The organism is Nannocystis punicea, from assembly GCF_026965555.1.
Taxonomy (GTDB): Bacteria; Myxococcota_A; Polyangia; order Nannocystales; family Nannocystaceae; genus Nannocystis; species Nannocystis punicea.
Genome location: NZ_CP114040.1, coordinates 5,680,207 through 5,704,539 on the forward strand (window position 1 = coordinate 5,680,207; position 24,333 = coordinate 5,704,539).

20 protein-coding genes are annotated in these 24,333 nt (G+C 70.4%); 9 read left to right on the forward strand and 11 right to left on the reverse strand.

Annotated elements, in window-relative coordinates:
- Nucleotides 1-142 precede the first annotated feature (142 nt).
- Nucleotides 143-1,819, forward strand: coding sequence for a vWA domain-containing protein (locus O0S08_RS21880; protein WP_269041148.1), 1,677 nt, complete (start codon nt 143-145; stop codon nt 1,817-1,819).
- 138 nt (nt 1,820-1,957) lie between these two features.
- Here O0S08_RS21880 and proS read toward each other — a convergent pair whose 3' ends face one another.
- The 5 genes from proS to murJ form a co-directional block, all read right to left on the reverse strand.
- Nucleotides 1,958-3,496 carry a proline--tRNA ligase gene (gene proS / locus O0S08_RS21885; RefSeq protein WP_269041149.1) on the reverse strand — a complete coding sequence of 513 codons (1,539 nt, stop codon included), beginning with the start codon at nt 3,494-3,496 and terminating at the stop codon, nt 1,958-1,960.
- Between the two features lie 100 nt (nt 3,497-3,596).
- Nucleotides 3,597-4,349: a lysophospholipid acyltransferase family protein gene (locus O0S08_RS21890; RefSeq protein ID WP_269041150.1), complete on the reverse strand. Its 753-nt coding sequence runs from the start codon at nt 4,347-4,349 to the stop codon at nt 3,597-3,599.
- A gap of 641 nt (nt 4,350-4,990) precedes the next feature.
- On the reverse strand, nt 4,991-5,389 hold the full coding sequence (locus O0S08_RS21895; protein ID WP_269041151.1) for a CBS domain-containing protein: 399 nt from the start codon (nt 5,387-5,389) through the stop codon (nt 4,991-4,993).
- 94 nt (nt 5,390-5,483) lie between these two features.
- Entirely contained in the window at nt 5,484-6,440 is a 957-nt protein-coding gene (locus O0S08_RS21900; RefSeq protein ID WP_269041152.1) for a COX15/CtaA family protein, read from the reverse strand.
- Between the two features lie 460 nt (nt 6,441-6,900).
- Nucleotides 6,901-8,523, reverse strand: a complete 1,623-nt coding sequence (gene murJ / locus O0S08_RS21905; RefSeq protein ID WP_269041153.1) for a murein biosynthesis integral membrane protein MurJ — start codon at nt 8,521-8,523, stop codon at nt 6,901-6,903.
- A 50-nt stretch (nt 8,524-8,573) separates the two neighbouring features.
- On the opposite strand from murJ, the gene O0S08_RS21910 reads away from it, so the two are divergent.
- From O0S08_RS21910 to O0S08_RS21920, 3 genes are read left to right on the forward strand one after another with little or no spacing between them, the layout of a single operon-like run.
- Nucleotides 8,574-9,446 (forward strand): decaprenyl-phosphate phosphoribosyltransferase, encoded by an 873-nt coding sequence (locus O0S08_RS21910; RefSeq protein ID WP_269041154.1) that lies wholly within the window; start codon nt 8,574-8,576, stop codon nt 9,444-9,446.
- A gap of 7 nt (nt 9,447-9,453) precedes the next feature.
- Nucleotides 9,454-9,906 carry a D-aminoacyl-tRNA deacylase gene (gene dtd, locus O0S08_RS21915; RefSeq protein ID WP_269041155.1) on the forward strand — a complete coding sequence of 151 codons (453 nt, stop codon included), beginning with the start codon at nt 9,454-9,456 and terminating at the stop codon, nt 9,904-9,906.
- A 46-nt stretch (nt 9,907-9,952) separates the two neighbouring features.
- Complete coding sequence (locus tag O0S08_RS21920; protein ID WP_269041156.1) at nt 9,953-10,210, forward strand: hypothetical protein; 258 nt, start codon at nt 9,953-9,955, stop codon at nt 10,208-10,210.
- Nucleotides 10,211-10,290: 80 nt separating this feature from the next.
- On the opposite strand, the gene O0S08_RS21925 is transcribed toward O0S08_RS21920, so the two are convergent.
- The 3 genes from O0S08_RS21925 to O0S08_RS21935 all read right to left on the reverse strand — a co-directional run bounded on the left by O0S08_RS21925 (nt 10,291) and on the right by O0S08_RS21935 (nt 13,270).
- Complete coding sequence (locus O0S08_RS21925) at nt 10,291-11,415, reverse strand: hypothetical protein (protein WP_269041157.1); 1,125 nt, start codon at nt 11,413-11,415, stop codon at nt 10,291-10,293.
- Nucleotides 11,416-11,543: 128 nt separating this feature from the next.
- Complete coding sequence (locus O0S08_RS21930; protein WP_269041158.1) at nt 11,544-11,933, reverse strand: hypothetical protein; 390 nt, start codon at nt 11,931-11,933, stop codon at nt 11,544-11,546.
- Nucleotides 11,934-12,268: 335 nt separating this feature from the next.
- Nucleotides 12,269-13,270: a hypothetical protein gene (locus O0S08_RS21935; protein ID WP_269041159.1), complete on the reverse strand. Its 1,002-nt coding sequence runs from the start codon at nt 13,268-13,270 to the stop codon at nt 12,269-12,271.
- A gap of 292 nt (nt 13,271-13,562) precedes the next feature.
- Here O0S08_RS21935 and lepA point away from each other — a divergent pair, with 292 nt between their 5' ends.
- The 5 genes from lepA to O0S08_RS21960 all read left to right on the forward strand — a co-directional run bounded on the left by lepA (nt 13,563) and on the right by O0S08_RS21960 (nt 21,173).
- On the forward strand, nt 13,563-15,374 hold the full coding sequence (gene lepA / locus O0S08_RS21940) for a translation elongation factor 4 (RefSeq protein WP_269041860.1): 1,812 nt from the start codon (nt 13,563-13,565) through the stop codon (nt 15,372-15,374).
- Nucleotides 15,375-15,679: 305 nt separating this feature from the next.
- On the forward strand, nt 15,680-17,722 hold the full coding sequence (gene lepB / locus O0S08_RS21945; RefSeq protein WP_269041861.1) for a signal peptidase I: 2,043 nt from the start codon (nt 15,680-15,682) through the stop codon (nt 17,720-17,722).
- A 451-nt stretch (nt 17,723-18,173) separates the two neighbouring features.
- Nucleotides 18,174-18,608, forward strand: coding sequence for a dihydroneopterin aldolase (locus O0S08_RS21950; RefSeq protein WP_269041160.1), 435 nt, complete (start codon nt 18,174-18,176; stop codon nt 18,606-18,608).
- Nucleotides 18,609-18,615: 7 nt separating this feature from the next.
- Nucleotides 18,616-19,587: an NAD(P)/FAD-dependent oxidoreductase gene (locus O0S08_RS21955; protein ID WP_269041161.1), complete on the forward strand. Its 972-nt coding sequence runs from the start codon at nt 18,616-18,618 to the stop codon at nt 19,585-19,587.
- Nucleotides 19,588-20,321: 734 nt separating this feature from the next.
- A complete protein-coding gene (locus tag O0S08_RS21960) occupies nt 20,322-21,173 on the forward strand; it encodes a DnaJ domain-containing protein (protein ID WP_269041162.1) in 852 nt (283 codons plus the stop codon).
- A gap of 116 nt (nt 21,174-21,289) precedes the next feature.
- Here the strand turns inward: O0S08_RS21960 and O0S08_RS21965 are convergent, their stop codons facing one another.
- The 3 genes from O0S08_RS21965 to O0S08_RS21975 form a co-directional block, all read right to left on the reverse strand.
- Nucleotides 21,290-21,847 (reverse strand): hypothetical protein, encoded by a 558-nt coding sequence (locus tag O0S08_RS21965; protein WP_269041163.1) that lies wholly within the window; start codon nt 21,845-21,847, stop codon nt 21,290-21,292.
- 137 nt (nt 21,848-21,984) lie between these two features.
- A complete protein-coding gene (locus tag O0S08_RS21970; RefSeq protein WP_269041164.1) occupies nt 21,985-23,187 on the reverse strand; it encodes a hypothetical protein in 1,203 nt (400 codons plus the stop codon).
- Nucleotides 23,188-23,549: 362 nt separating this feature from the next.
- Nucleotides 23,550-23,735 (reverse strand): hypothetical protein, encoded by a 186-nt coding sequence (locus tag O0S08_RS21975; protein ID WP_269041165.1) that lies wholly within the window; start codon nt 23,733-23,735, stop codon nt 23,550-23,552.
- Between the last annotated feature and the right edge of the window lie 598 nt (nt 23,736-24,333).

A 24,333-nucleotide genomic window follows, 5' to 3' on the forward strand; every position in this document is an offset into this window, starting at 1 on the left:
CGACGCCCGGGCCGCGCCAACTTGGTTGTCGAAGTACCTGGGTCTTCGCAACCACGTTGCCCCGGTTCGTCGGTGCAACCGCGCGAGATTCCAGCGTTTCAGGCCTGGCCTACGAGGCGCAAGGAGAGCGGCGGAGGTCCCGATGTCGCTGCGCTCCGCCCTTATCGTCTCGCTTCCCCTCGTCACCGGTCTCCTCACCGGCTGTCTCGAGCACCCACTCAAGAAGGTCACCTACGACAAGACCCAGGTCGACGTGATCACCGTCAACGTCCAGCTCAACAAGGACGTCGACATCCTGTTCGTCATCGACAACTCGGGCTCGATGGCGGACGAGCAGGCGACGCTGTCGAAGAACTTCGAGGCCTTCATCGGCGTGCTCGAGCGCAAGGACGTCGACGCCAACTACCGGATCGGCATCACCACCACCGACTCCGGCAACCCGCTGTGCAAGGGCTCGCAGACCACCCCCGAGGGCGGCAAGCTGGTGCTGTCGAGCTGCCTCGACCGCATGGAGCTCGGCGACTTCACCTTCAACATGGACGACTACGGCTACGCCTGCAGCGACTACTGCAAGCTCGACGACGCGATGCTGACCGACCGGATCAAGCCGACCGAGACGCAGTACTCCGACGGCGAGGTGGCGCCGCGGCGGTGGATCGAGCGCATCGAGGGGCAGACCAACCTGCCCGACGACGTGACGACCGTGGAGGCGTTCCAGTGCTTCGGCCCGCAGGGCGTGTCGGGCTGCGGCATGGAGTCTCACCTCGAGTCGATGTACCTGGCGCTGGCGCAGGCCAGCGCCGTGGACTCGCCGACCAACTACGGCTTTTTGCGCGACCAGGCGATCCTCTCGGTGGTGTTCATCACCGACGAGCTCGACTGCTCGTACAACCCCGAGTTCGGCGAGATCTTCACCACCGACAAGACCTTCTGGGAGAACCCGGACGACCCGCAGGCGACCAGCGCGGTCTGCTTCAACGCCGGCGTGAAGTGTGAAGGGACCGGTCCGACGTACGACAGCTGCCGGTCGGCCAACTACGGCATCGACGGCGCCGTGGACGTGCCCGACGAGCAGGCGGTGCTGCAGCCGCTGTCGAAGTACGTCAACTTCCTGCAGAAGCTCGAGGACGACAAGAAGGAGCGCCAGCCCGATCAGGAGGTCCTGGTCGCGCTCATCGCCGGCGTCCCGCCCGGCTACGAGACCAACGCCGCCGGCGCCGACATCGTCTACGAGGACGCGACGGATCCCGAGTTCCAGGACAGCTTTGGCATCGGCGCCGGCTGCACTTTGGCCAACCCGGTGGATCCGGCCAAGCCGCAGACGGCGATCCCGCCGGTGCGCGAGCGCGAGTTCGCCGAGGCGTTCCAGGTCGGCGGCGACCGCAACCTGTTCTCGATCTGCCAGGACGACTACTCGGAGGCGTTGCGCGAGATCGCCAAGAAGCTCGAGGAGCAGCTCAAGCCGGCGTGCATGACCGAGTGCGTCAAGGACATCGACCCGAGCACCCCGGTGCTCGACCCCTCGTGCGTGCTGACGCAGATCAACGACGCCGAGGGCACCCGCGAGGACCTCCCGCACTGCGAGGAGGTCGACGGCGAGTGGGTCGCCCCCGCCGGCGAGACGGCCTGCTTCGCGGAGCTGATCGATCGCGGCAACCAGACCCCGAGCGAGCTCGACAACATGGACCCGTACTGCGTGGGCGAGGGCTTCAACCTCGAGTTCAAGCTGTTCCGCAGCGCGCCCGCGCCGGCCGGGACCACCATTCAGGCGACCTGCGAGCTGTCGCCCAAGGCCGACCAGGACTGCCCGATGCTGTGAGCTCGGGGCCCGCGGCGCGTCATGAAGAAGGGGGCTCGAGACGGAGCCCCCTTCTTGATTGTCCAACCGTCTGCTGGCAGAGCTCGACGGTTCGGGAGTAGGGCTGCCGACGCCGCACCGACCCCGAACGAGAGTGCTTCAGTACGCCTTGGCCATCAGCACCCGGCGCGCGCTCGGGTTGCCGGAGAACACGCAGCGGCCGGGCTCGGGCTCGGGGCCGTGGCCGGGCAGGGGGATGCAGCGGATCGTCACTCGCGTCTGCTCCTTGATCTTGGCCTCGGTCTCGCGCGTGCCGTCCCAGTGGCACCACGCGAAGGTGCTCTTCTCGCCGGAGAAGGCGGCCAGGAACTCGTCCCAGGTGTCGATGGTCCGCGAGCGCTCGCGCAGGCGGTCCTGGGCGATCCGCAGCAGCTCGTCCTGGAAGCGGTCGAGCCGCTCCTTGATGGTGGCGACGAACTCGTTCTGGGCGATGAACTCCTTGCCGCGCCCGGCCGCGGTGTCGACCCGCATCTTGACGCAGACCTGGCCCTTGGCGAGGTCCTTGGGCCCGAGCTCGACGCGCACCGGCACGCCCTTGCGCTCCCACATGTAGAACTTGTTGCCGGGCCGCAGGTCGCGGTCGTCGATCACGACCTCGATGAAGTCGCGGTGGCGGCTGCGGGGCGGCGCGAGGTCGACGTCGGCCAGCTGGGCGCGGATCGACTCCGCGGCCGCCAGCACCTGCGCGCGCTCCTCGTCGTTCTTGTAGATCGGGACGATGACGACGTGGATCGGGGCGAGGCGCGGCGGCAGCACCAGGCCGCTGTCGTCGGAGTGGGTCATGATGACGCCGCCGACCAGGCGCGTGCTGACGCCCCACGACGTCTGCCACACGTAGTCGCGGCCGCCGGCCTCGGTCTGGAACATGACGTTGAAGGCCTTGCCGAAGTTCTGCCCGAGGTCGTGGCTGGTGCCGGCCTGCAGCGCCTTGCCGTCCTGCATCAGCGCCTCGATGCAGGTCGTCTGCACCGCGCCGGCGAACCGCTCGCTGTCGGTCTTGACGCCGCGGATCACCGGCATCGCCATGATCTGCTCGGCGAAGTCGCCGTAGACGTCGAGCATGCGCATGACCTCGGCCTGGGCCTCCTCGTGGGTCGAGTGCGCCGTGTGGCCCTCCTGCCACAGGAACTCGGTGGTGCGCAGGAACATCCGCGTGCGCTTCTCCCAGCGCATGACGTTGGCCCACTGGTTCACCAGGAGCGGCAGGTCGCGGTAGCTCTCGATCCAGCGCGAGAAGAAGTAGCCGATGATCGTCTCGCTGGTCGGGCGGATGATGTACGGCTCCTCGAGCTTCTCGCCGCCGGCGTGGGTGACGACCGCGAGCTCGGGCGAGAAGCCCTCGACGTGCTCGGCCTCCTTGGTGATGAAGCTCTGCGGCACGAGCAGCGGGAAGTAGGCGTTCTGGTGGCCCGTCGCCTTGAAGCGGCCGTCGAGCTCGCGCTGCAGCTTCTCCCAGATGGCGTAGCCGTGCGGCTTGATGACCATGCAGCCCTTGACGACCTTGGCCGGCTCCGCCAGCTCCGCCTCGCGGATGACGTCCTGGTACCACTGCGGATAGTCGGTCTCACGCGGGGTGATCTTCCCGCCTGCCTTGCCGACCTGATCCTCTTGCTGCTCCGCTCGGGCGCCCTGTTTCATGCGCGGAGGATGCCGAGCGCGCGGCGAGGTGGCAAGTCCGCCACGTCACGGCCTGGCGCACACGGGCGCGGCGCCGGGGCAGGGGAACGGCGCTCCACCGTCAAGGGCCCGTCAAGGGCGTGATCTGCTGGCGCAGCGCCTGGATCTCGGCGCGCACCTGGTCCTTGAGCGCTTGCAGGTCGTCGAGCGTCAGGCCTCGGGTCGAGATCGGGGTTCCGACGGCCACGTAGGCCCGCGCCTGGCCGAAACGCCAGTCGTGCTTGGGCAGCGCCGCGGCGGTGCCCGCGACCGCCATCGGCAGGATGTCGGCGCCGGTCTCGATCGCCAGGTGGAAGGCGCCGTCCTTGAACGGCCCCATCTCGTCGCCGAGCGCGCGCGTGCCCTCGGGGAAGATCATCACCGGCGTGTCGCGCAGGAGGTACCGCCGGCACCGCGCCATCGCCCCCTTGGCCGAGCCGCGGTCGCCTCGCACCACCGGGATGTCGCCGGCGAGGAACATCGCCCAGCCGAGGATCGGCACCTTGAACAGCGACGCCTTGCCGAGCCACTTCATCTCCCACGGCAGGTGCGAGATGAGGAACGGGTCGGTCTGCGAGCAATGGTTGCTGACCACCACGGTGCGCCGCGGTCGGTACGGCGGCAGCGGCCGGTACACGCGGAAGTCCCACAGCGGGTTGAGCTTGGTGACGCCGATGGCCGCCAGCCGGAACAGCCGCCCGGTGATCCTTCGACCATGGTCGAACGGCCAGGTGAGCGGCGCGAGCACACACTGCAGGCAGAACGCGAGGCCGCCGAGACCGAAGATGAGCAAGTATGTCCAAATGGACAGGAGGATCGTGCGCGGAGCGGTCATGGGCGGCATGCAGGCGGGGCCCTGAGACGGGAGGCAGCCGTCATGCCACGAGCCTTTCGGCGTGCCAAGCTCCGCGGGCCGCGCAGGCCGTTGCCGAGCCGCGCGGCGGTGCGAGCGGCGGGCGAGCACGCGCGAGGGGGAAACCACCTGGCGCCGTCCGTGGCGCCGTCAACCCAAGCCGATTTCAACGAGGGGTCGGTCGTGCGCGCGCCGGCCCGCGCGGCCCATCTTCCCGCGGACCGGCGCACGCACTCCCGACTCCCAACTCTGCTAGTGGCCGCAGCTACCCCGATCCGTTTACACGTCCGTCATGAGCTGTCGCACGGCGCGGACGCACCGGGACGCCGACGGATCGAGGGGGTCGTGACGCTCGGGCGAAGCCGTCGCGCGACGAATCAATCATCGCTCGCGTTCGCCGCACGGGAGCTCGAGGCGCGTGCAAAGCAAGCGTCGCCGACGTTGCCGCACTGGCCTCACCGTCGCCCGTGTTCGCCGCACGGGAGCTCGAGGCGCGTGCAAAGCAATCTCGCGACGAATCACTCATCGTCGCCCGCGTTGCCGCACGGGCCTGCACCCGCGTTCGCCGCACGGGAGCTCGACGCGGGGCTGCCCGGTGAATCGTCGTCGCCGTCGCCCGGGCCTCAGTGGCGCAGCGCGGCGGCGTCGAGCAGCGCGCCGCAGCGGCGGGCGGCGTCGTCGAGGGTGAACAGGCCGACCAGGTGGCCGCGGTCGCTGATGACGACGGCTTCGGCGCGGTGGGTCAGCATCAGGCGCAGCACCGCGTCGACGCTGCGCCACGGCGGTGCGACCGGGGGGTCGCCCCGCATCAGGTCGCGTACCAGCCGGCGCGAGAGCAGTTCGCCGCGCAGCCTGGCGAGGTCGCGCTCGTACACGAGGCCGAGCAGCTCGCCGTAGTCGAGCACCGGCAGGAGCGCGACGCCTTCGCTGCGCATGCGCATCAGCGCCGGAGCGGCCGCCTCGTCGGGCAGGACCGAGGAGGGCAGGGCGCGCATGAGCTCGCAGACGGGCCGATCAGCCATCGCCGAACACTTTAGCCGAGACCGCGGCGGGATCCACCGCGCCACGCCGACATCAGGGGTGCGGTGTGATGTCGCCCGGCCGGCTGACGCAGCGTCATCGGTCGGCGCGAGGCCGCGCGTCGGGGGTCGCCTGACCGTGCAGCACTTCGAGCGAGAACAGCACTGCGGCGACCCACAGGGCAGTGCCGAGGCCGAGGTGCAGCACCTGCATCCAGCCGGGGGCGGACACCATCACATTGAGGACGCCCGCCGCCAGCTGGGCGAACACCAGGAGCATCACCCAGCCGCTCGCGCGGCGGACGGCCGGCCCCGCGTTGTTGCCGAGGTGGTGGGCGATCACCGCGGTGAAGAAGCCGAGGCCGCACGCCAGGACCGGGTGCATCAGTCGCAGGCGCTGAAGGAAGTGCGCGCCTGCTCCGAGGTCGCGCTGCAGCCGTTCGGCGAGCGCACCGGCCTCGACCGGATAGAGGGTGTCGCCGAGGGCCGTGACGGCCCCGCTGATGCCGACCAGCACGAGGCCGCCGAGGCTGGCCCACACCAGCCAGCGGACGCGACGCGAGGCCGCGCCGCGGCGGGACGGCTCACCGTCGCGGTTCGAGGCCCACGCCGCGAGCGCGAGCGCGCCGGTGAGCAGCGACGTGTTCACGAGGTGCGCCGCCATCACGATCGCCCGCGCGACCGAGTCGTTGTCGCCGACCAGGCCGAAGCGCACCAGGCCTGCGCCGATCAGCGCCTCGGTGATCGTGAACACCAGCGCGAGCCAGGCCCCGAGCCGGGCCGTGTGCCCGCGCGGGAAGCCGCGCAGCGCCGCTACTAGCAGCGCCAGCACGATGATGCCGCACAGCCCCGAGGTCAGCCGGTGCGAGAACTCGATGACGGTCTCGATGGTCGGGCTGATCGGCACGATTTCGCCGTGACAGGTCGGCCAGTGCTGCCCGCAGCCCGCCCCCGAGCCGGTGATCCGCACGACCGCGCCGAACAGGATCACGAGGACTGTGTACGCGAGGGTGCCCCAGGCGAGGCTGCGAAAGCGTGCGCGAGCTGCGGCCACGGGCCCTCCATACTCGCTTTTTCGCCCGCCGGAAAGCCCCGCGACCGGCCGTCACGGGCGCACGGCCCGTGCGCTGGGCGACGAGACGCCTGGCGCGCACCGCTCTCGCCGGCCGCAGGTCTGCGGGGGGTCCCCCGCCACCCGACGACGCGGCCGCCGCCGTGCGCTCCTCTGCACGTCGGCGAGCCATGCGCGCGCCGTTCGTGCGCGGCAGAGCCGAGATGCTGGAGTTCATGTGTCCTCATGGACATGTCGTTTAAGACATGATTTTTCAGGAATGTCCATGAAGGCATGAAGATACGGGCATGCTCTTCAGAGCATGTTCGTAGCGACATGGTCGATGCGACATTGATGCGAATGTCTTCACAGACATGTCTCTCAGATCATGTCCGATTCGCCATGCCTCAAGCGACATGTCCGAAGTCACGCAGAAGAAGGGTCATGTCTCGAGAGACACGCTTCACGCGGCCGGCCGCGCGCGGCGCCGTCGCAGCCGGCGCATCAGCCCGGCAGGGAGGCCCCACAGCTGGGCGCCGCCGGGGTACTTGCCGGCGCGGACGATCGCGGCGAACACCACGAAGCCGACCGCGATCACCACCGCGAGGGCGCCGGCGCCGACGAGGGCGCGCAGCAGGCGGGGCAGGGCGGAGAGCGGGCCGGCGAGCACCTGCGCGAGGCCGGTCCAGGCCGCCCACACGACCGCGCCGAGGCCGGCGTTGGCGGCGGCGAGCACCGCGAACTCGCGCCAGCGGCCGGGGCGGGCCAGCGCGCCGATCTCGCGGCGGTAGAACGCCCGCAGCAGCGTCAGGTTGACGAGCGCGCCGAGAGATGTCCCGAGGGCCAGGCCGGGCGCGCCCAGGCGCTCGTAGGTCAGGGCGTTGAAGCCGATGTTGACGGCCACCGAGGCGAACGACGCGATCAGGGGCACGCGCGGGCGGTCGATCGCGTAGAACGCCGGCGCGACGATCTTGACCATGCTGTAGGGCGCGAGCCCGATCGCGTAGGCCTGCAGGATCACCGCCACCGCGGCCGACTCGGCCGCGCCGAAGCGCCCGCCCTCGTAGATCAGCGACACGATCGGGTGGGCCAGCAGCACCAGGCCCACGGTGCTCGCCGAGGTCAGCAGCCAGGCCGCCGACAGGCCCTCGCCGGTGCGCGCGATCAGGGTCGAGCGGTCGCCGCGGGCCGCCTCCTCCGACACCTGCGTGGCGGTCACGGTCGCCAGCGCCACGCCGAACACGCCGATCGGCAGGAAGAAGATCCGGAACGCGTACTCGATCTGCGCCACCGCGCCGTCGCCGAGGCTGGCGGCGAAGCGGGTGTTGACGAACACGTTGAGCTGGACGGCGGCCACGCCGACGATCGCCGGCAGCATCAGGGCGACGATCCTGCGCACGCCGGGGTGGCGCCGGAGCCCGCGCAGGCGCGGTCGGGCGCGGTAGCCGAGGCGGCGCAGGGAGGGGACGAGCACGGCCGCCTGGGCGACGCTGGCGAGCAGGGTGCCGACGCTCCAGGCCATCACTGCGGCCCGCCCGCCGAGCCCGCCGAGCCACATGCCGAGGCCGGCGGCGATGCTGACGAGGTTGAACACCACCGGCGCCAGCGCGAACGGGAGGAAGTTGCGCTGCGCGTTGAGGATCCCGCCCCACACCGCGCCGACGCTCACGAGCGCGAGGATCGGCATCATGACGCGCGTCAGGGCGGCGGTCTCGGCGATCTTCTCGGGGCTCCAGCCCGACGTGATGGCGACCACGAGCGGCTCGGCGAACACCACGCCGAGCAGCGTCAGCGTGCCGGTGACGAGCAGGATCCCGGCCAGGGCCAGGTTGGCGAGCTGGTAGGCGCGCTCACGATCCTCCTGCACCAGGGACGCGGTGAACGTGGGGACGAACGCGCTCGACAGGGCCCCCTCGGCGAGCAAGTCGCGCAGGAGGTTGGGGATCCGGAACGCCACGGAGAACGTGTCCGCGAGCGCGCCGGCGCCGATGAGGCGCGACTGCAGCGACATGCGGACGAGCCCGAGGACGCGCGACGCGGCGACCGCGGCGCTGATCGAGCCGGACGACTGGAGGGCGGAGGGCACGTGGCGCGGCAGTAGAACACGCGCCGGGGCCGTGCGATAGTCCCGGCCCCGTGCTCCTCGCGCTCATCAAGACGCTCAGGCCGCGCCAGTGGATCAAGAACCTGTTCGTCGGCATCCCGCTGATGTACAGCCTGCGGCTGACCGATCCCACGAGTCTGCTCGTCACCGCCGGCGCCATCGCGCTGTTCTGCCTGATCTCCGGCTGCGTCTACATCCTCAACGACCTCGTCGACATCGAGAAGGACCGCGCTCATCCGAAGAAGCGCAACCGGCCGATCCCGTCGGGCAAGCTGCCCGAGGCGGTCGCGCGCCGGTTCGCGGTGATCTGCGTGCCGGTCTGCCTCGCCCTCGGCTACTGGCTGCAGCCGCTCTACGCCGCCGCGCTCGGCGGCTACTTCCTGCTCAACCTGGCCTACAGCTTCAAGCTCAAGCAGATCGCCTACGTCGACGTGATGTCGATCGCCGCCGGCTTCATCCTCCGGGTGCTGGCCGGGGCGCTCGCGCTGCAGATCCCGGCCTCGCCGTGGCTGCTGGCCTGTACTGGCCTTTTGGCCATGTTCCTCGGCTTCGGCAAACGGGCCCACGAGCTCGCCGGCGCCGAGGATCCGCAGCGCCAGCGGGCCTCGCTCACCGCCTACAACCTGACCACGCTGCGCGTCATCCTCTACGCGGTGGGCTTCGCCACGGTCGGCCTCTACGTCGCCTACACCCTCAGCGAGCACGTGCAGGAGATGTTCGGCACCAACCGCCTGGTGTACACGGCGGCGTTCGGGGTGGTGGGCATCGCCCGCTTCATCTACCTCGCCACCAACCGGCGCGAGGCCGAGTCGCCGACCGAGGAGATGCTCAAGGACCCGCTGTTCATGATCAACTTCGTCGTCCTGGTCGCGCTCACCGCCGCGATCCTGTACGGGTGGATCTGAGGCCCGCGTGCTGACGGTCATCCAGCGGGTCTCGCGGGCGGCGGTGCGGGTCGACGGCGAGGTCGTCGGCGCCATCGAGCGCGGCGCCATGCTGCTCGTGGCGGTCGAGCGCGGCGACGTCGACGCCGACGCGAGCGCCACCGCCAAGAAGATCGCCTCGCTGCGGTTCTTCCCCGGGGCCACGCCGATGGACCGCACCCTCGCCGAGGTCGGCGGCGGCGTCCTCGTCGTCTCGCAGTTCACTCTGGCCGGCTCGCTGCGCAAGGGCCGGCGGCCCAGCTTCGACGGCGCAGAGCTGCCCGAGCGCGCCCGCGCGCTGTACGAGGCCGTCGCCGAGGCGCTGCGGGCCGAGGGCCTCACGGTCGCCACCGGGCGCTTCGCCGCGCACATGGAGGTCGAGCTGGTCAACGACGGCCCGGTCACCTTCCTGCTGCGCTGCGTCGCCGGCCAGGTCCAGTGAGCCCGCCGCTGGCGCGACCGCCCGCGGGGCGCTAACGTCGCCGCGTATGCGCATCGCCCTGCTCGTGCTCGTCGCCCTCGCCGCCTCGGCCTGCGCCTCCATGCAGGTCGGCGAGAGCCGCCGCAACGTCACGGCCTTCTGCGTCGGCGCCGACGGTAGCGCCTACGCCATCGCCACCCAGGTCAGCACCGGCGACCGCAAGAGCGACCGCGTCTGCCGCCGCGCCGTCGCCGGTATGCAGCATGAGCCGGGCGCCGACCTGCCGTGCCGCATGATGGAGTTCACGATCGTGCGCGACAGGTGAGGGCAGGGCAGCTCGGAGCTGCCCGAGAAGACATGCCCTCCCGAGCATGTCCCTGCGCGCATGTCCTCTCGCGCATGTCCTCACAGCCAGCGCACGAACAAGAACGCCGCCAGCACCGCGGGCGGGGCCAGGAGCAGGCCCTCGAGGCCGCGCAGGCGACCGCTGCGCTCGGGGGCGGGCAGGGGCAGGGAGGCCAGCAGGGCCGCGTTTCGCCGCCGTTCGCGCGCCAGCACCTGCAACGGGCTCAGCCACAGGGCCGCGAGGGCGCACCACAGCGCGATCCTCGGCGCGTCGGGCGGCCCGGCGCGGACCGCCAGCCAGCCGCTGGCGAGCAGCAGCGCGACCAGGCGCAGCCGCATCAGCGGGCACAGGCGCAGCAGCTGCGTGGTGCCGAGCTGCAGGACCGGGTTGTGCATGTGCGCGACGAAGCCCGGCCGCGGCGCGGGGAGGCCGGTGCCCGCGAGGCGTCGCGTCGCCTCGGCGAGCCACGGCACGGCCTCCCACAGCCCGGCCGCGTACAGTCTGCCTGCAGTGACGCGCACGATCAGCGCCGCCAGCATCGGCGCCGCCAGGAGCGTCCAGTGCTGGGACGTGGCCGCGCCGCGCTCGGCCAGGCGGGCCAGAGTCAGCTGCCCCGGCATGGCGACCAGAGTGGCCAACCCCACGCCGAGCGCCGGCGCGTAGAGGTGCACCGCGGCCTCCTCGGCGGTCCAGCCGCCCGCGCCGAAGCGCTGCGCCTCGGTGATCCAGTGCCCCGGCGGGAACCGTCGGCCCGCGTAGGCCGCGACCCCGGCGATGCCCGGCTCGATCAGGATCGCCGCCAGCGCGAGCCACAGGAAGTCGGCGAGCAACCATCCGCAGCGCGCGACGTCGGGCAGGGTGGCGGCAGCGATCGCGCCGATCCCGGCGACGATGGTCAGCGCCAGACCCCGCCGATGCGCAGGGCGGGCCGCCTGGAAGTGACGCGCAGGCTCGATCGGCAGCGGCAGCAGGCGCTCGCGCTCCGGCGCGTGGAGGTAGCCGCCGAGCCGCGCGTGGAGCCCGGCCAGCAGGACGAACGGGCCGCCCGCGAACACCAGGCCGCGCTGGGCGGTGAGCTCGGGTTCGTTGGCCAGCGCGATCGACCAGGCCGCCGCCAGCACCAGCGGTGCGACCCAGGCGCTCGGCCAGGTCGCGGGCCAGCGGGGCAGGGGAGGAGCGCGCACGCCCGGACCATACCCGCAGTCCCCCGGCGCCTGAAAGTCGGACTCGTCGGGGGCGCCTCCACGAGCTCGTGCTCGAGGTCGGTCGGGCGCTCGTCGGTCGGCGCCCACGACGCCTCGCCCGGCGCGGACTAGTTCTTCGCGCTGTAGATCGTGAACAGCTCGACGTCGGTGACCGCCACCAGCCGGTAGGCGTGTTCGCCCTCGGCGATGGCGACCGGCGTCGTCGGCAGCAGCTCCACGCGATCGACGCTGTCCTCGGCGCGAGTCTCGAGCAACGCGCGGCCGCCCGTCAGCATCACCGTCATGTCGCGGCGGCCCTTCGTCGAGATCGCCACCACCTCGCCGGCGCGGACGCGGAGCACCTTGGCGGTGTAGCCCTGGCCCTGCGCCCACACGAATTCGCCGCCGAAGCTGCGGCGCTCGAACGGGGGCCCGTAGTCGTCGTCACCGGGGTCGACGGCGGTGTCGTCCAGAACGGCCTCCGGCTCCTCCGAACCTGCGCGATCCCTGTGCTCCATCGCCGCGATGATAGCGCGGAGCCTCCCAGCATGCGAGGGGGGAAGGGGGCCCCAAATCCGCCGCTGTGATGCTGCCTGCACACCGGCGCCAGGCTTCGCCGGTCGCCGCTGCGATCGCCGCGAGAGAACGACGTCCCCGCCGCCGATCCGGGCTGTCGGTCGCCTGCGGCGCCGGGCGTCACGCGTCGCTTTTTCTCGGTCTCGGCCGGCTGCGACGCCGCGAGCGCCTCGTGATCTCGGCGGTCCCGCGCTGCTCGTCGGCGGCCTGCTCGTCGTCGGTCTCTTCGCCGCGGCCGGCTCGTCGGCGAGCCGCGCTGCTCGTCGGCGGGACCGCGCTACTTGTCGGCGGGCTTCTTGTCGTCGGTCTTCTTGGCCTCGGCGGGCTTGTCGGCGGGCTTCTTGTCGTCGGTCTTCTTGGCCTCGGCCGGCTTGTCGGCGGGCTTCGTGTCGTCGGGCTTCTTCGCCTCGGCCGGCTTGTCGTCGGGCTTCTTCGCCTCGGCCTTGCCCGCCTCGGCCTTCTTCGCGTCCGTTTTGGCCTCGGTCTTCTTGCCCTTGCCGGCCTTCTTGTCGGCCTCGGCGGCGGCTTCGGGCTTGGCCTCTTCGGTCTTGGGGGCGTCGACGAATTCTTCGCTCCCGAGGTCGCGGTCGGCCTTGCGGCGGCGCTCGAGCGCCAGCTTCGCGCGGCGGGCGACGTCCTGGTCCCACGCGTCGACATTACCGTCGCCGTCGGTGTCGTAGCCGACGCGGTCGATGTTGCCCTGGACGAAGAACGTGAACACGTCGGGTTTGCCGTCGCGGTCGCGGTCGGCGTCGATGCGGACCAGGCGGCCCTTGTCGTAGCGGCGCCAGGCGTCGACGTAGCCGTCGTGGTCGGTGTCCTGTTCGTCGACGGTGGGCTTGCCGTCTTCGTAGTGGCGACCCAGGTCGATGCGGCCGTCGAAGTCCTGGTCGTACTGTTCGCGGACCAGCTCGCCGGTCTCGTCGAAGTGGAGGAACGCGTCGAGGCGGCCGTCGAAATTGAGGTCGGCCTGCTGGCAGCGGGTGCGGCCCTCGTCGGGCGCGCGGCCGCCGATCAGGGTGACGATGTCCGCGCGGCCGTCGTAGTTCGAGTCTTGCTGCTGCACGCGCTTGCCGGCGGCGTCGCAGTGCTGGCCGTCGATCGCCAGCGGGATCAGCGCGACCTGGCGCACTGGCAGGATCGGCTCGATCTTGTGCGGCGGCTCGTTGTCGGGCGTGGACTCGGCGGTGGGGGCGGCGGTGGCCTTGGCCTTGCCTGCGCAGCCGGCGAGCCCGAGGAGCAGGAGCAGCGCGGCCGGGCGAGCGAGGACGGGGATCACCGGACACACTTTAGGGGACGGCGGGCGCCTCTCGCAAGCCGAGGGCAAATGTGACCCCGCCCGCGGCGCCGGCGCAGGCGCGACGCCGCGTCTTGTGCTACTAGCCGCGGCTGACGATCGTCGCGGCGGACCACGGTTCCTCGCGCCGCTTCGAGGCTCCCCGGGCTCCGGCCCGCTCCTCGAGACTCCACGGCCCTCGCGGCCGCCACCGGTCCCCGGTTTTCGCTCCACGACGTCCGCGCCGCACCCGCTCACCGCTCCGCTTCCTGACATGAGCAAGTCCGTTCCACGTATGGTCGATCCGACCGCTCCCGAGCGGCCCACGATCCGTAGCTTCTGCATCATCGCCCACATCGATCACGGCAAGAGCACGCTCGCCGATCGGTTGATGGAGGCCACCGGTCTTTTGACCGAGCGCGACAAGACGGCGCAGTACCTCGATCGCATGGACATCGAGCGCGAGCGCGGCATCACGATCAAGGCCCAGGCCGTGCGCATGTCGTACAAATACGACGGCATCACCTACGCCCTGAACCTGATCGACACGCCCGGGCACGTCGACTTCGGCTACGAGGTCTCGCGCAGCCTCGCGGCCTGCGAGGGCGCGCTGCTGGTCGTCGACGCCACCCAGGGCGTCGAGGCGCAGACGCTGGCCAACGTCTACATGGCGCTCGACGCCAACCTCGAGATCATCCCGGTGATCAACAAGATCGACCTGCCGAGCGCCGACATCGACGGCGTGAAGAAGCAGATCGAGGAGGCGGTCGGGCTCGACGCCAGCGACGCGCTGCTCGTCTCGGCCAAGACCGGCCTCGGCGTGGCCGACCTGCTCGAGGCGATCGTCCTCCGGATCCCCGCGCCCCGCGGCGACGTCGACAAGCCGGTGCGGGCGCTCATCATCGACTCGTGGTGGGACAGTTACAAGGGCGTCATCTCGATGGTGCGGGTGTTCTCCGGCCGCCTGCGCGCCGGCGACAAGATCCGCATGATGGCGACCGGCAAGCACTACGACGTCATCGACGTCGGCGCCTACGCGCCCGAGATCACCAGCATGCCCGAGCTGTCGGCGGGCGAGGTCGGCTACCTGGTCGCCAACGTCAAGGAGGTCGTCGACTCCAAGGTCGGCGACACCGTCGCGGCCGCCGACGACGTCAACGCCCAGCCGCTGCCGGGCTTCAAGGTCGTGCAGCCGATGGTGTTCGCCGGCGTGTTCCCGACCGACAACGCCGACTACTCCGAGCTGCGCGACGCGCTGTCGAAGCTCACGCTCAACGACGCCAGCGTCACCTGGGAGCCCGAGACCTCGGTCGCGCTCGGCTTCGGCTTCCGCCTCGGCTTCCTCGGCCTCTTGCACATGGAGATCATCCAGGAGCGGCTGGAGCGCGAATACGACCTCGACATCATCACCACCGCGCCGAGCGTGAAGTACCGCGTGTACCTCAAGGACGGCACCGAGACGGTGATCGACAACCCGGCCAAGATGCCGGACATCGGCGACTACGAGGCGATCGAGGAGCCGATGATCACCGCCCGGATCCAGCTGCCGGAGGAGTACCTCGGCGCGATCATCAAGCTGTGCCAGGACCGCCGCGGGATCCAGCTCGACATCAAGTACCAGACCTCGAAGCGCGTCCAGCTGACCTACGAGATGCCGCTCGCCGAGGTCGTGTTCGGCTTCTACGACCACCTCAAGAGCCTGTCGCGCGGCTACGCCAGCCTCGACTACGAGCAGGGCGAGTACCGCCGCGCCGAGCTGGTGCGCGTCGACCTGCTGGTCAACGGCGAGCGCGTCGACGCGCTCTCGCTCATCAGCCACCGGGACAACGCCTACAACCGCGGCCGCGACCTTTGCATCAAGATGAAGGACGAGATCCCGCAGCAGCAGTTCGAGGTCGCGATCCAGGCCGCGATCGGCAGCCGCGTCATCGCCCGGACCACAGTCAAGGCGCTGCGCAAGAACGTGCTCGCCAAGTGCTACGGCGGCGACATTTCCCGCAAGCGCAAGCTGCTGGAGAAGCAGAAGCGCGGCAAGCGGCGCCTAAAGGCGGTCGGCAACGTAGAAATCCCGCAAGGTGCCTTCCACGCCATCCTGAAGCTAGACTAGAGAGCCTCCGTGACCACGCCGCAGCAAGCGCAGGAGCCGCGCCCGGCCAAGCCCGAGGGGCGCCGCTCGACGGGCAGTGTCAAGGCCGCCGCCGGGATGTTGGTCAAGGAGGCCAACCGGATCCTCAAGAGTACGCCGGCCGGATCGCCCCCGAGCCCGCGCAGGCGATCCGTGACAGCGCCGACGCGCTGGCCCGCTACCGCGAGGCCAAGCAGTGGGACCGCGCCGAGGACGAGGCCGAGCGGCTCGACGAGCTGCTGCACCAGCACGCCAGCTTCGCCCGCAAGAGCCCGCTGCGCGAGACGATCGAGAACGTCGGCGTGGCGGTCCTGGTGGCGCTCGGCCTGCGCTCGTGCCTCTACGAGCCGTTCAAGATCCCGAGCGGCAGCATGATGCCGACGCTCGTCGCCGGCGATCACATCTTCGTCAACAAGTTCATCTACGGCATCCAGATCCCGTTCACGACCACCGTCGTCGGCGAGCGCTGGGGTCACATCGCGCGCGGCGACGTCGTCGTCTTCCGCTACCCGATCGACGAGTCCGAGGACTTCATCAAGCGCGTCATCGGCCTGCCCGGCGACACCATCCGCGTCGACGGCAACAAGGTCAGCATCCGTCGCAGCGGCGAGGCCGAGTTCGAGGAGCTGAAGCGCAACAAGCTGCCCGAGAAGTGCCGCGACGACAGCGGCACGCAGCAGGTCCCGCACTGCGAGCTGTTCGAGGAGACCCTCGACGGCCACACCTACGTCGTCCGCTACAAGACCAACCTCGACCCGCGCGCCGGGGCCCGGAGGGTGGGGGAGTGGACGGTGCCCGAGGGCCACCTGCTGGTGATGGGCGACAACCGCAACGAGAGCCACGACAGCCTGGCGTGGACCCGCCAGGTCGAGGCCGTCGCGGCCGACGGCCTGCTCAGCGTCAAGGACCTGCGCGACCTGACCGAGGAGAAGCTGTTCTCGCTGTCACGCCCCGACGACGTCTCGGCCCGCGGCGACGCCAGCTTCGACCACATCCTTTACATCGCCGACCACGCCAGCGACTCCCACGGCCTCGAGCTCGAGATCTGGCGCGAGCCGGTGCTCGGCGGCGAGGCGGTCTACCGCGCGCTGACGGCAGGCGAGGGGACCGAGGCGAGCTTTTCGTCCCTCATCGAGGGCGACGAGCGGATCGGCAGCAAGGGCAACACCAAGCTGCGCGAGCGCCTGCAGCGGATCGGCGGCGACGTCGTCGCGCTCACCCTCAAGTCCGGCGACGTCGCTCAGGACGTGGTGTTCCGCCTCAACGCCGCCGACGCGGTGATGCGCCTGCGCTGCGGCAACGCGGTCTGCAAGACGCCCGGTCGCGTGGCCGAGAAGGTCGCCGAGGTCGTCGAGCGCTGGAACCGCGACCGCAGCCAGGACGCGCGCCAGATCCTCGACGGCGACAACACCGCCCGCTACTCGCAGCACTGGACCAGCCGTAGCGCCACCGCCGAGACCTTCATCGAGCGCCGCTACAGCAAGACCGGCGCCGAGCCCTCCACGCCGGCCGGGCTGGTCCGCCTGCGCGCGTGGCGGGCCCCCGACGAGGGCGTCGACCTGGTCCGCGATGCGGCGCTGGCGGCCGTCGGCAGCTCGCGCACGCTCGCGCGGCAGGTCGTCAACGAGGCCGGTGACGACGGCTGGCTGGTCGAGGACGAGCACAAGTTCACCTACGTGCGCGCCGACGCCAAGGGCCAGGTCGCGTTCAGCCTCGAGTGCGGCCGTCAGCGCTGCGCCGGCGACCGCGACCTGCTCGCGCTCGTCCGCAGCATCGAGGGACATGTCCCTTCGGTCATCAAGGATCGCACGCGCCTGCCCGAGCTGCTGCCGCCTGGCGACATCCCCGGCTACAAGGAGATGCCGCAGAGCCCGATCGGCGAGCGCTACGAGTACGACCGGATCCGCCTCGACGCGACCGTCCGCGACATCGCCTACAGCCTCGGCGTGTGGGTGTGGCTGCGGCCGACCGAGGGCCTGGCAGAGAAGCTGGCCGCGCTGCAGGCCGAGATCCCGAACGCTCGCGTCGACGACAGCGTCGCCAGCGGCGCCGTCGTCGGCGAAGCTGCCTCGGGCCAAGGTACGCAGTACGCGTTCGCAGTGCCGGCCACCGAGGTCGTGATCCGCATGCAGTGCAGCGCCGGCCTGTGCCCGACGCCCGAGGTCGCCCGCGACCTGGCCAAGCGCGCCTATCAGAAGGCCCACGACGCCAGCAACTTCGTCGATCCGGCCGCCGAACGCCCGCAGCCCTACGTGCCCCGCGGCAACGTCAAGGGCCGCGCCGAGCGGATCTGGCTGCCCATGAGCCGCTTCTGGCTGCCGATCCGCTGAGGGCGGCGCGTGTCCGTGGCGCTCGCGGCGCGACACGGCTGCACGAGCCTGCGCTCGCTGGATCGCGGCACCGAGATGCGCCCGGCGGACAGCGATGAGCGCCGGCTTGCCCGGCCCGGCGCTTCCAGCAGAGGTCGCCAGGACGCGTCGAGCCTGGGCTCAGCTCGCAGTGCACCCCATGCATGCAGCCCGGCCCGGATCGAGGTGCACCATGCACGCTGCCGCATCCGGGTCCCGAGCCCGACGCTGTGAGACGGCCTCTGGTCGGCAGGTTCGTGCTAGCTTCGCCGCATCGTGAACGGGCCGCTGCGCGCGCCCCACGAGGAGTGTCCCCCATGCATGCAGTCCAGCCCGGATCGAGGTGCACCATGCACGCTGCCGCATCCGGGTCCCGAGCCCGACGCTGTGAGACGGCCTCTGGTCGGCAGGTTCGTGCTAGCTTCGCCGCATCGTGAACGGGCCGCTGCGCGCGCCCCACGAGGAGTGCCCCGTCATGAACCCTCGCATGAGCGACGTCGTGTACTGCAACCAACTCGCGCTCGACATCGAGATCGGGTTTCACGAGGTCGAGCTCGGCGTCAAGCAGACGGTGCTCGTCGACCTCGAGTTGGCCACGAACTTCGGCCGCGGGCCCGCCAGCGACGATTTCTCGGGGCTCGTCGATTACTACGTCATCGCCAACCACCTCACGGCGCACGTGGAAGGCCGCCGCTACGCGCTGATCGAGGCGCTGGCCGTCGACCTCGCGCGCGAGATCACGAAGCTCTACCCCGAGGTCACCGCCCGCGTGCGCATCGTCAAGCAACCGCTCGACATGCCGCGGGTCCGCTCCGTCGCCGTCGAGTGCGTGCGGACCGCGGCGGACTTCGCCTCGGAACCCGGGTAAATCGGTCGTGGACGCGCAGTTCGACCTGGTCATCGTCGGCGCCGGACCGGGCGGGCTCGCCGCTGCGATCGCCGCCCGCGCGCTCCGCCTGCGAGCCGTCGTGCTCGATGCCGGACCACGCCTCGGCGGCCAGCTCCTCGCCAACGACACGCCGATCCTCGACTGTCCGGGCCTCGACGTGGCGACCGGCTCCGAGCTCGCTGTCCGTCTGCAACGACACCTCGAGCGCCTCGGGGGCGAAGTCCGTGTGGATGCACGGGTCGAGCGAATCGACGTCGATGCCGGCGTGGTCGAACTGGCCGGCGAGCGCCTGAGCGGTACGGCGGTGCTGTTGGCGACCGGCGCGACCCGTCGCCGCCTCGGCGTGCCCGGTGAGGCGGATGTTCCGGGTCGCGGCCTGTCGCCGGCGGCGCGGCGGTTCGGTCCCGCGTTCGCGGGGCGCCCGGTGGTCGTGGTCGGTGGGGGGGACGTGGCGCTCGAGGAGGCGGCGCTGCTCTCACGGCTGTGCCCGCGAGTCACCCTGGTCCACCGCGGCCAAAAGCTGCGCGCACGCCCTGACTTTCGCGCGGCGATCGCCGCCGAGCCGCGGATCGATCTGCACTTCGAGACACGGCTGGTGGCCATCCTCGGCGATCCGGACGTCGAGGGGGTCGTGCTCGCTGGACCCGACGGCGAGCGCCAGGTCGAGGCCGCGGCCGTCGTCGTCTGCGTGGGCATGGCGCCGTGCAGCGGGCTTGTTTTGGGTCAGGTCGACACCGACGACGCCGGCTTCGTCCAGGTCGACGCCCGGCAACGGACCTCGGCGCCGCGCCTGTACGCGGTCGGGGACGTGTGCGCCGGCGCCTGGTGGACGGTGAGCGCGGCGATCGGCCAGGCCGGAATCGCCGTCAAGGACCTCGAGCGACGCCTGGCCGCGGACGAATTCGCGGCGCTGCTGGCGTCCGGCCCGACGTTCGCGCCCGTCAGCTGGGCGACGTGAGAGGCCGCGGCTCGCGGGAGCGCAGCGAGTGAAAATGAACTTCAGGACATGTCTCAGAGGGCATGTAGTTGAAGGTGCAGGCCGCGACTCGTCCCTGGACGACGAGATGGACTCCGGCTCGAGTTGCCGCGGCTTTCCGGCTCGAGTTGCCGCGGCTCGACGCTCAGTGTGGTGGTCCAGGCCGACGCGGCGGGATGCGGCCCCAGGGCTCCTGGCTGCCCGTTCTCTTCAACTTAACATAATATCTATTATCGGCAAAACGCCGGACGGCCGAGGGCCGTCGTGCTTGCCGGGGTCGCACGCTTGGATGTGCGATTGCAGGAGTCCGCAGGGAAAAGACTCCTGCCCCCAAGGTTTTGAGGAACAGCGTCCTGACCTTCAGGCGAGGCCAACCTCCGCGCCGTCCACGAACACGCGCAGTCGCGCCGACCGGTCGTGGACCTCGAGCGACTGCCGCGCGAGCGCGGGCGGCGTCGGCGCGATCAACACGCTGAACATCGGCCGTCCCTCCACCCGAGCTCGCGCGCGAGCCGGCTCGGCGGGCCTCGCTGAACCTGCGTCACCACCAGGCGGCTGAAGGTTCGCGGCGCGTCCGAACTCCCAGAGAAAGATCCGGTTTCATCGGAACCATTATCCCTCCGCGAGTCATCGTCTAGCGCCACATTCGCAGCATCGCATATTACGGGATTTTCTTCAATTCGATCCGGATCAATTCAGTTACTATCACCTCCATTGTGACGCTCGATGAAGCGCGCCAGATTTTGGGCGTACGCGCCGGCGCGGGCCGCGACGAGGTCAAACGGGCGCATCGCCGCCTGGTTCTCGCTTTTCACCCCGACCACCACAAGGGTTCGACGCAATTCGACGAGTTCCAGAAGCAGATAAACGTCGCCCGCGATACGCTGAATCGTGAAATAGACCGTCTCGCTGAATCAGCACACAGCGAGACAGACGCCGCAATGGAGACGCCCGCGCCTCCAGCACCCGCGGCGGCTCCCCCGCAGGCACCGCGACCGCGAGCTCGGCCCCCTGCTCCACCCGGCGTCGACGAGTACCGGGAAATCAGCTTCCCCTTCTTGACGATGCTGCGCGGCGGCCGGACGCGCATCAACGTGCCCCGACCTGAGGGGACGCACGAGATGTTCGACGTCCCCCAGGGCGCTGAAGTCGGCGTTCTGCTCCACGTCCTCGGCGGTGGCGGGCGGGGTTCACCGCCGGGGGACTTGTTGCTGCGTGTCGTCTCGGTCGAAACCGACCCAGTGTGGCGACCCGCTCGAGCTGATGAGGGTCGCGCGCTCGATCTCGTCACGCGCCCGTCTGTGACGTACGCACAACTCTATTCGGAGCGCCTGCTCCCCGTGCAGAGCCCTTGGGAGAGCCGCAGCCTGTCCGGCGGAACGATTGGCCTTCCGCTGCGGGCGAACAACTTCGGCCCGTACCAAGTGCGGGGCCACGGAGCGCGTCGTGGTGGAGCGGCTGGCGACCTCCTCGTCTTCCTGGACGTTGTCTGGCCTGAGCGGGGCGATGGCGACCTGGCTGCGGCGCTCTGGCGCGTCCAGGGGAGCCCTGCGCAAGGTGGCCGCTGAAGCGGCGGGCGCCCGCTTGGAGCGTGGCGACGATGCGCCGTGGAAGGCGGTCGGGATCATGGAGCCGCCGTACGGGCATTCGGCAGCGAGGCTGCAACTCGCGGCCCCAGGCGTGATCACTGCGAATCGTCGGAGGGGCGCGCATCGAACGACGCGACCTGGCGACGGGGCAGGTTCGCAGGCAGCCCCCCCACACTGGGCCATGGTTGCTTGCGGTGATGCAGCGTGGCCGCGATCGTCTCCCCGACCGCGAGTTTCACGCCGCGCAGGTTGGCCGGGCACGATACCAGCAGCAACATGCGCGGCGGCGGCTCGCCGACGTCGAGCACCTCGACCTCGAGCGCACCGACGACATGGAGATGTCCGCAGTGGACCCAACTCTTGCGGTTGGGAATGGCGACGATTTTGAACCGGACCGCCGTCACGGTCTCCAGATCGACGACGGGTGCGGGTGCAGGCGCGGACTCAGACGCCGGCGCGGCGGGGGGGTCGGCCGTCACAGTTTCGGGCGCTGACGCGGGTTCGGGCGCCGGCGCGGGTTCGGGCGCCGGCGCGGCCACGGGTGCTGCCGCTGTGGGGCTCGCTGGCTCGGCCGCGGCCTGGTCGGACGCGCAGCCCGATTTGATCGCCAGGCAGACGAGGGCGAGAAGGATGCGCCGCGGCATGGCGATCATGGCTGGCATCGAGGAATGGACGACGCAGCAGCCGTCGCATTCAGCCGCGCGAGTCTGCCGAGCACGACCACCGCCACCACCGAGCCATCGTTCGTCGCCACAGCGGCCTGACACGCATGACGGTGCTCGTCGGCCCGTCACGGGCTGACGAGCTCGGCCATGTACTTGTGGTAGGCCGGCTCGATCTTCGGGAGCCAGGCGGCCCGCTTGGTGTCGGCCGGGAAGCTGAAGAGCATCGGGCAGGTGCCGCCGGTCGCCTTGAAGGTCTTCTTCTCGGACAACTCGGCGGTCGCGGTCGCGTAGACAGCGACGTCGACCGTACCCTCGTGGAGCTCGACCACGGCGCCGCCGTCGAAGCGACAGTCCTTCCGCTTCTTCTCGGACTTGCCGACGACGCAGGCGACGAGCTGGTACGCCGCGGGGTCACCGATCGACTCCCTCGCGTCGTAGCCCTCGGGGGGGGCCGCCAGGGTGAGCGGCGCGGACTCGTCGGTGCGGAAGGTCGTGTAGAGCGGGTGTTTCTGCGCGGCGCTCTTGTCGTAGCGGGCCGTCCCGGGGAAGGCCACCCCGTCGCATACGCGCGCGAGCTCGACGAAGCTGAGGGGCGGCGGTGGCCTCGCGCCCTCGGGCTGCAGCGGCGCGAGCAGGGCCATCAGCTTGTGCTTGTAGTCGACGCCGCGATAGTCGCTGGTGCTGCTGCCGAACAGCTCGAAGGCCGGGCACCCCTCGGTGTTCCCCAGCTCGAAGGTCTGCTCGAGCACGACCTTGCCGGTGGCGGCCTCGACGACCCGGACCGCGTGGGACATGTCGTAGAGGTCGAGCTTGAACTGCTCGCCCGCGCTGTCCTTGAACTCGCAGCTGCGTCGCAGCTGCCGCCTGGACAACTCGACGCAGGCGACGAGCTGGACGTCCGCCGGGCCTTCCGCCGACCAGGCGTCGATCGGTGCAGACGTCAGGTGCCGCCAGGCCGGATCCACGGACTCCTTGTACTTCTCGAACGCCACCACGCGGCTGATGTCGGCTGACGTCGCCCCCTTCTTGTACGGCTTCGCCGCGGAGAAGGGCTCGCCGCCGTCGCACAACGACGTGTACTCGTCGAGGTTGTCGGCGGCTCGCGGGGGCGGTGCGGGCGGCGGTGGCGGCGGTGTGGTCGGTTCGACGCTCGGCGGCGGCGAGTCGTCGCAGCCGAAGAAGGCGAGGGCGAAGAGGAAGGAGAGCGATCGGCGTGTCACGCCGCTAAACGCGATCTTGGCGAGGCCGTATGCGACGAGAGGAGGCACCACTGCCTGCACGGCGTCGCCGAGGTGGATCGAGGTGGGAGAGAGTTCGTGCTTCTGCATCGCCTCTCGTTCTACCTCGTGCCAGACCGACAGCATCACGGAGAAGGGTGAAGCCGCCTCACGCCAGCGAGATGCGACACGAGCCCGGACGAGACGTCCGCGCCCAAACGTAGCGCTTCAGGGGCGAATTCACGGTCCGATGCAAGCTCGTCCCACCAGACCAGCCATCACGGAGATGGTGAAGCCGCCTCACGCCAGGGAGATGCGACATGAGCCCGGACGAGACGTCCGCGCCCAGGCTTGCGGGGGGCGAATTCTCAATCCGATGCCGCCATGCATGAAAAAAGCGGCGCCTGGAGCGGTCCTACGCGCTCCAAACGCTGTCTTCGAGTGAACACGCGGGCCCTCGAAGACCCGGAACCCTACCCTCGCGCGCCGCCCGTCCAAAATTTCCGGAGAACTGCGCGCGCGTGCTGGCCGACCGCCCGCATGCCCTCGAACGCGTGCTCGAGGCGCACGGTGGTCTCCCGAGCCGCCTCGAGCAGGCCGTCGAGCTCCTGCTTAACTGCCTCAATCGCTTCGCTCGGTCGCTTTCGTCTGTCGTCCACGGCTCCCTCCTATCCAGGTTCTCGGGGCGGACGCGGAGCATCGTCCCGGGCAACAGCGGCAAGGGCTCTGGCAGGCACAGCTCGGGCGGCGGGGCGGAGCACGTCGTTGGATCCGCCGCAAGGCCGTGTTGAAGGACATGCAGCAGGCGACGGTGGCGCGCCATGCCTGGAGCGCCCCACGCCGCCGCCCGGTCGTGCCGCTGGAGGCTGGCGTCCAAGGCGCAATAGACGTCCGCCTCGAGGCCGTGAACTGGCTGCCCACGCTCCCACGTGGCGATGGTGTTGTCGCTGACCGCGAGCAGCTGCGCGAGCTCTTTCATCTGGAGCCCAAGCCGTCGACGGACGCGGAGGCAGAGGCGCGGCGATGGCCCCTCCACTTCAACCTCGAGCTCGTCGCGGACGGCGAGACGGTAGCGGATGCGTCCCTGCGGCTGAAGCGCCGCGAGGAATGTAGGGACCATCGAGACTCTGCCCAAACAGCTATCGCGGGTTGCTGTGGCCGCAGCGCGGAGGATCCAAACGAGTCGTTGGCGCCGAGACAGCCACGGAGGGCCCCACGCTTGATCAGGACCCAGATGGCACATTGCGAATCCGAGCC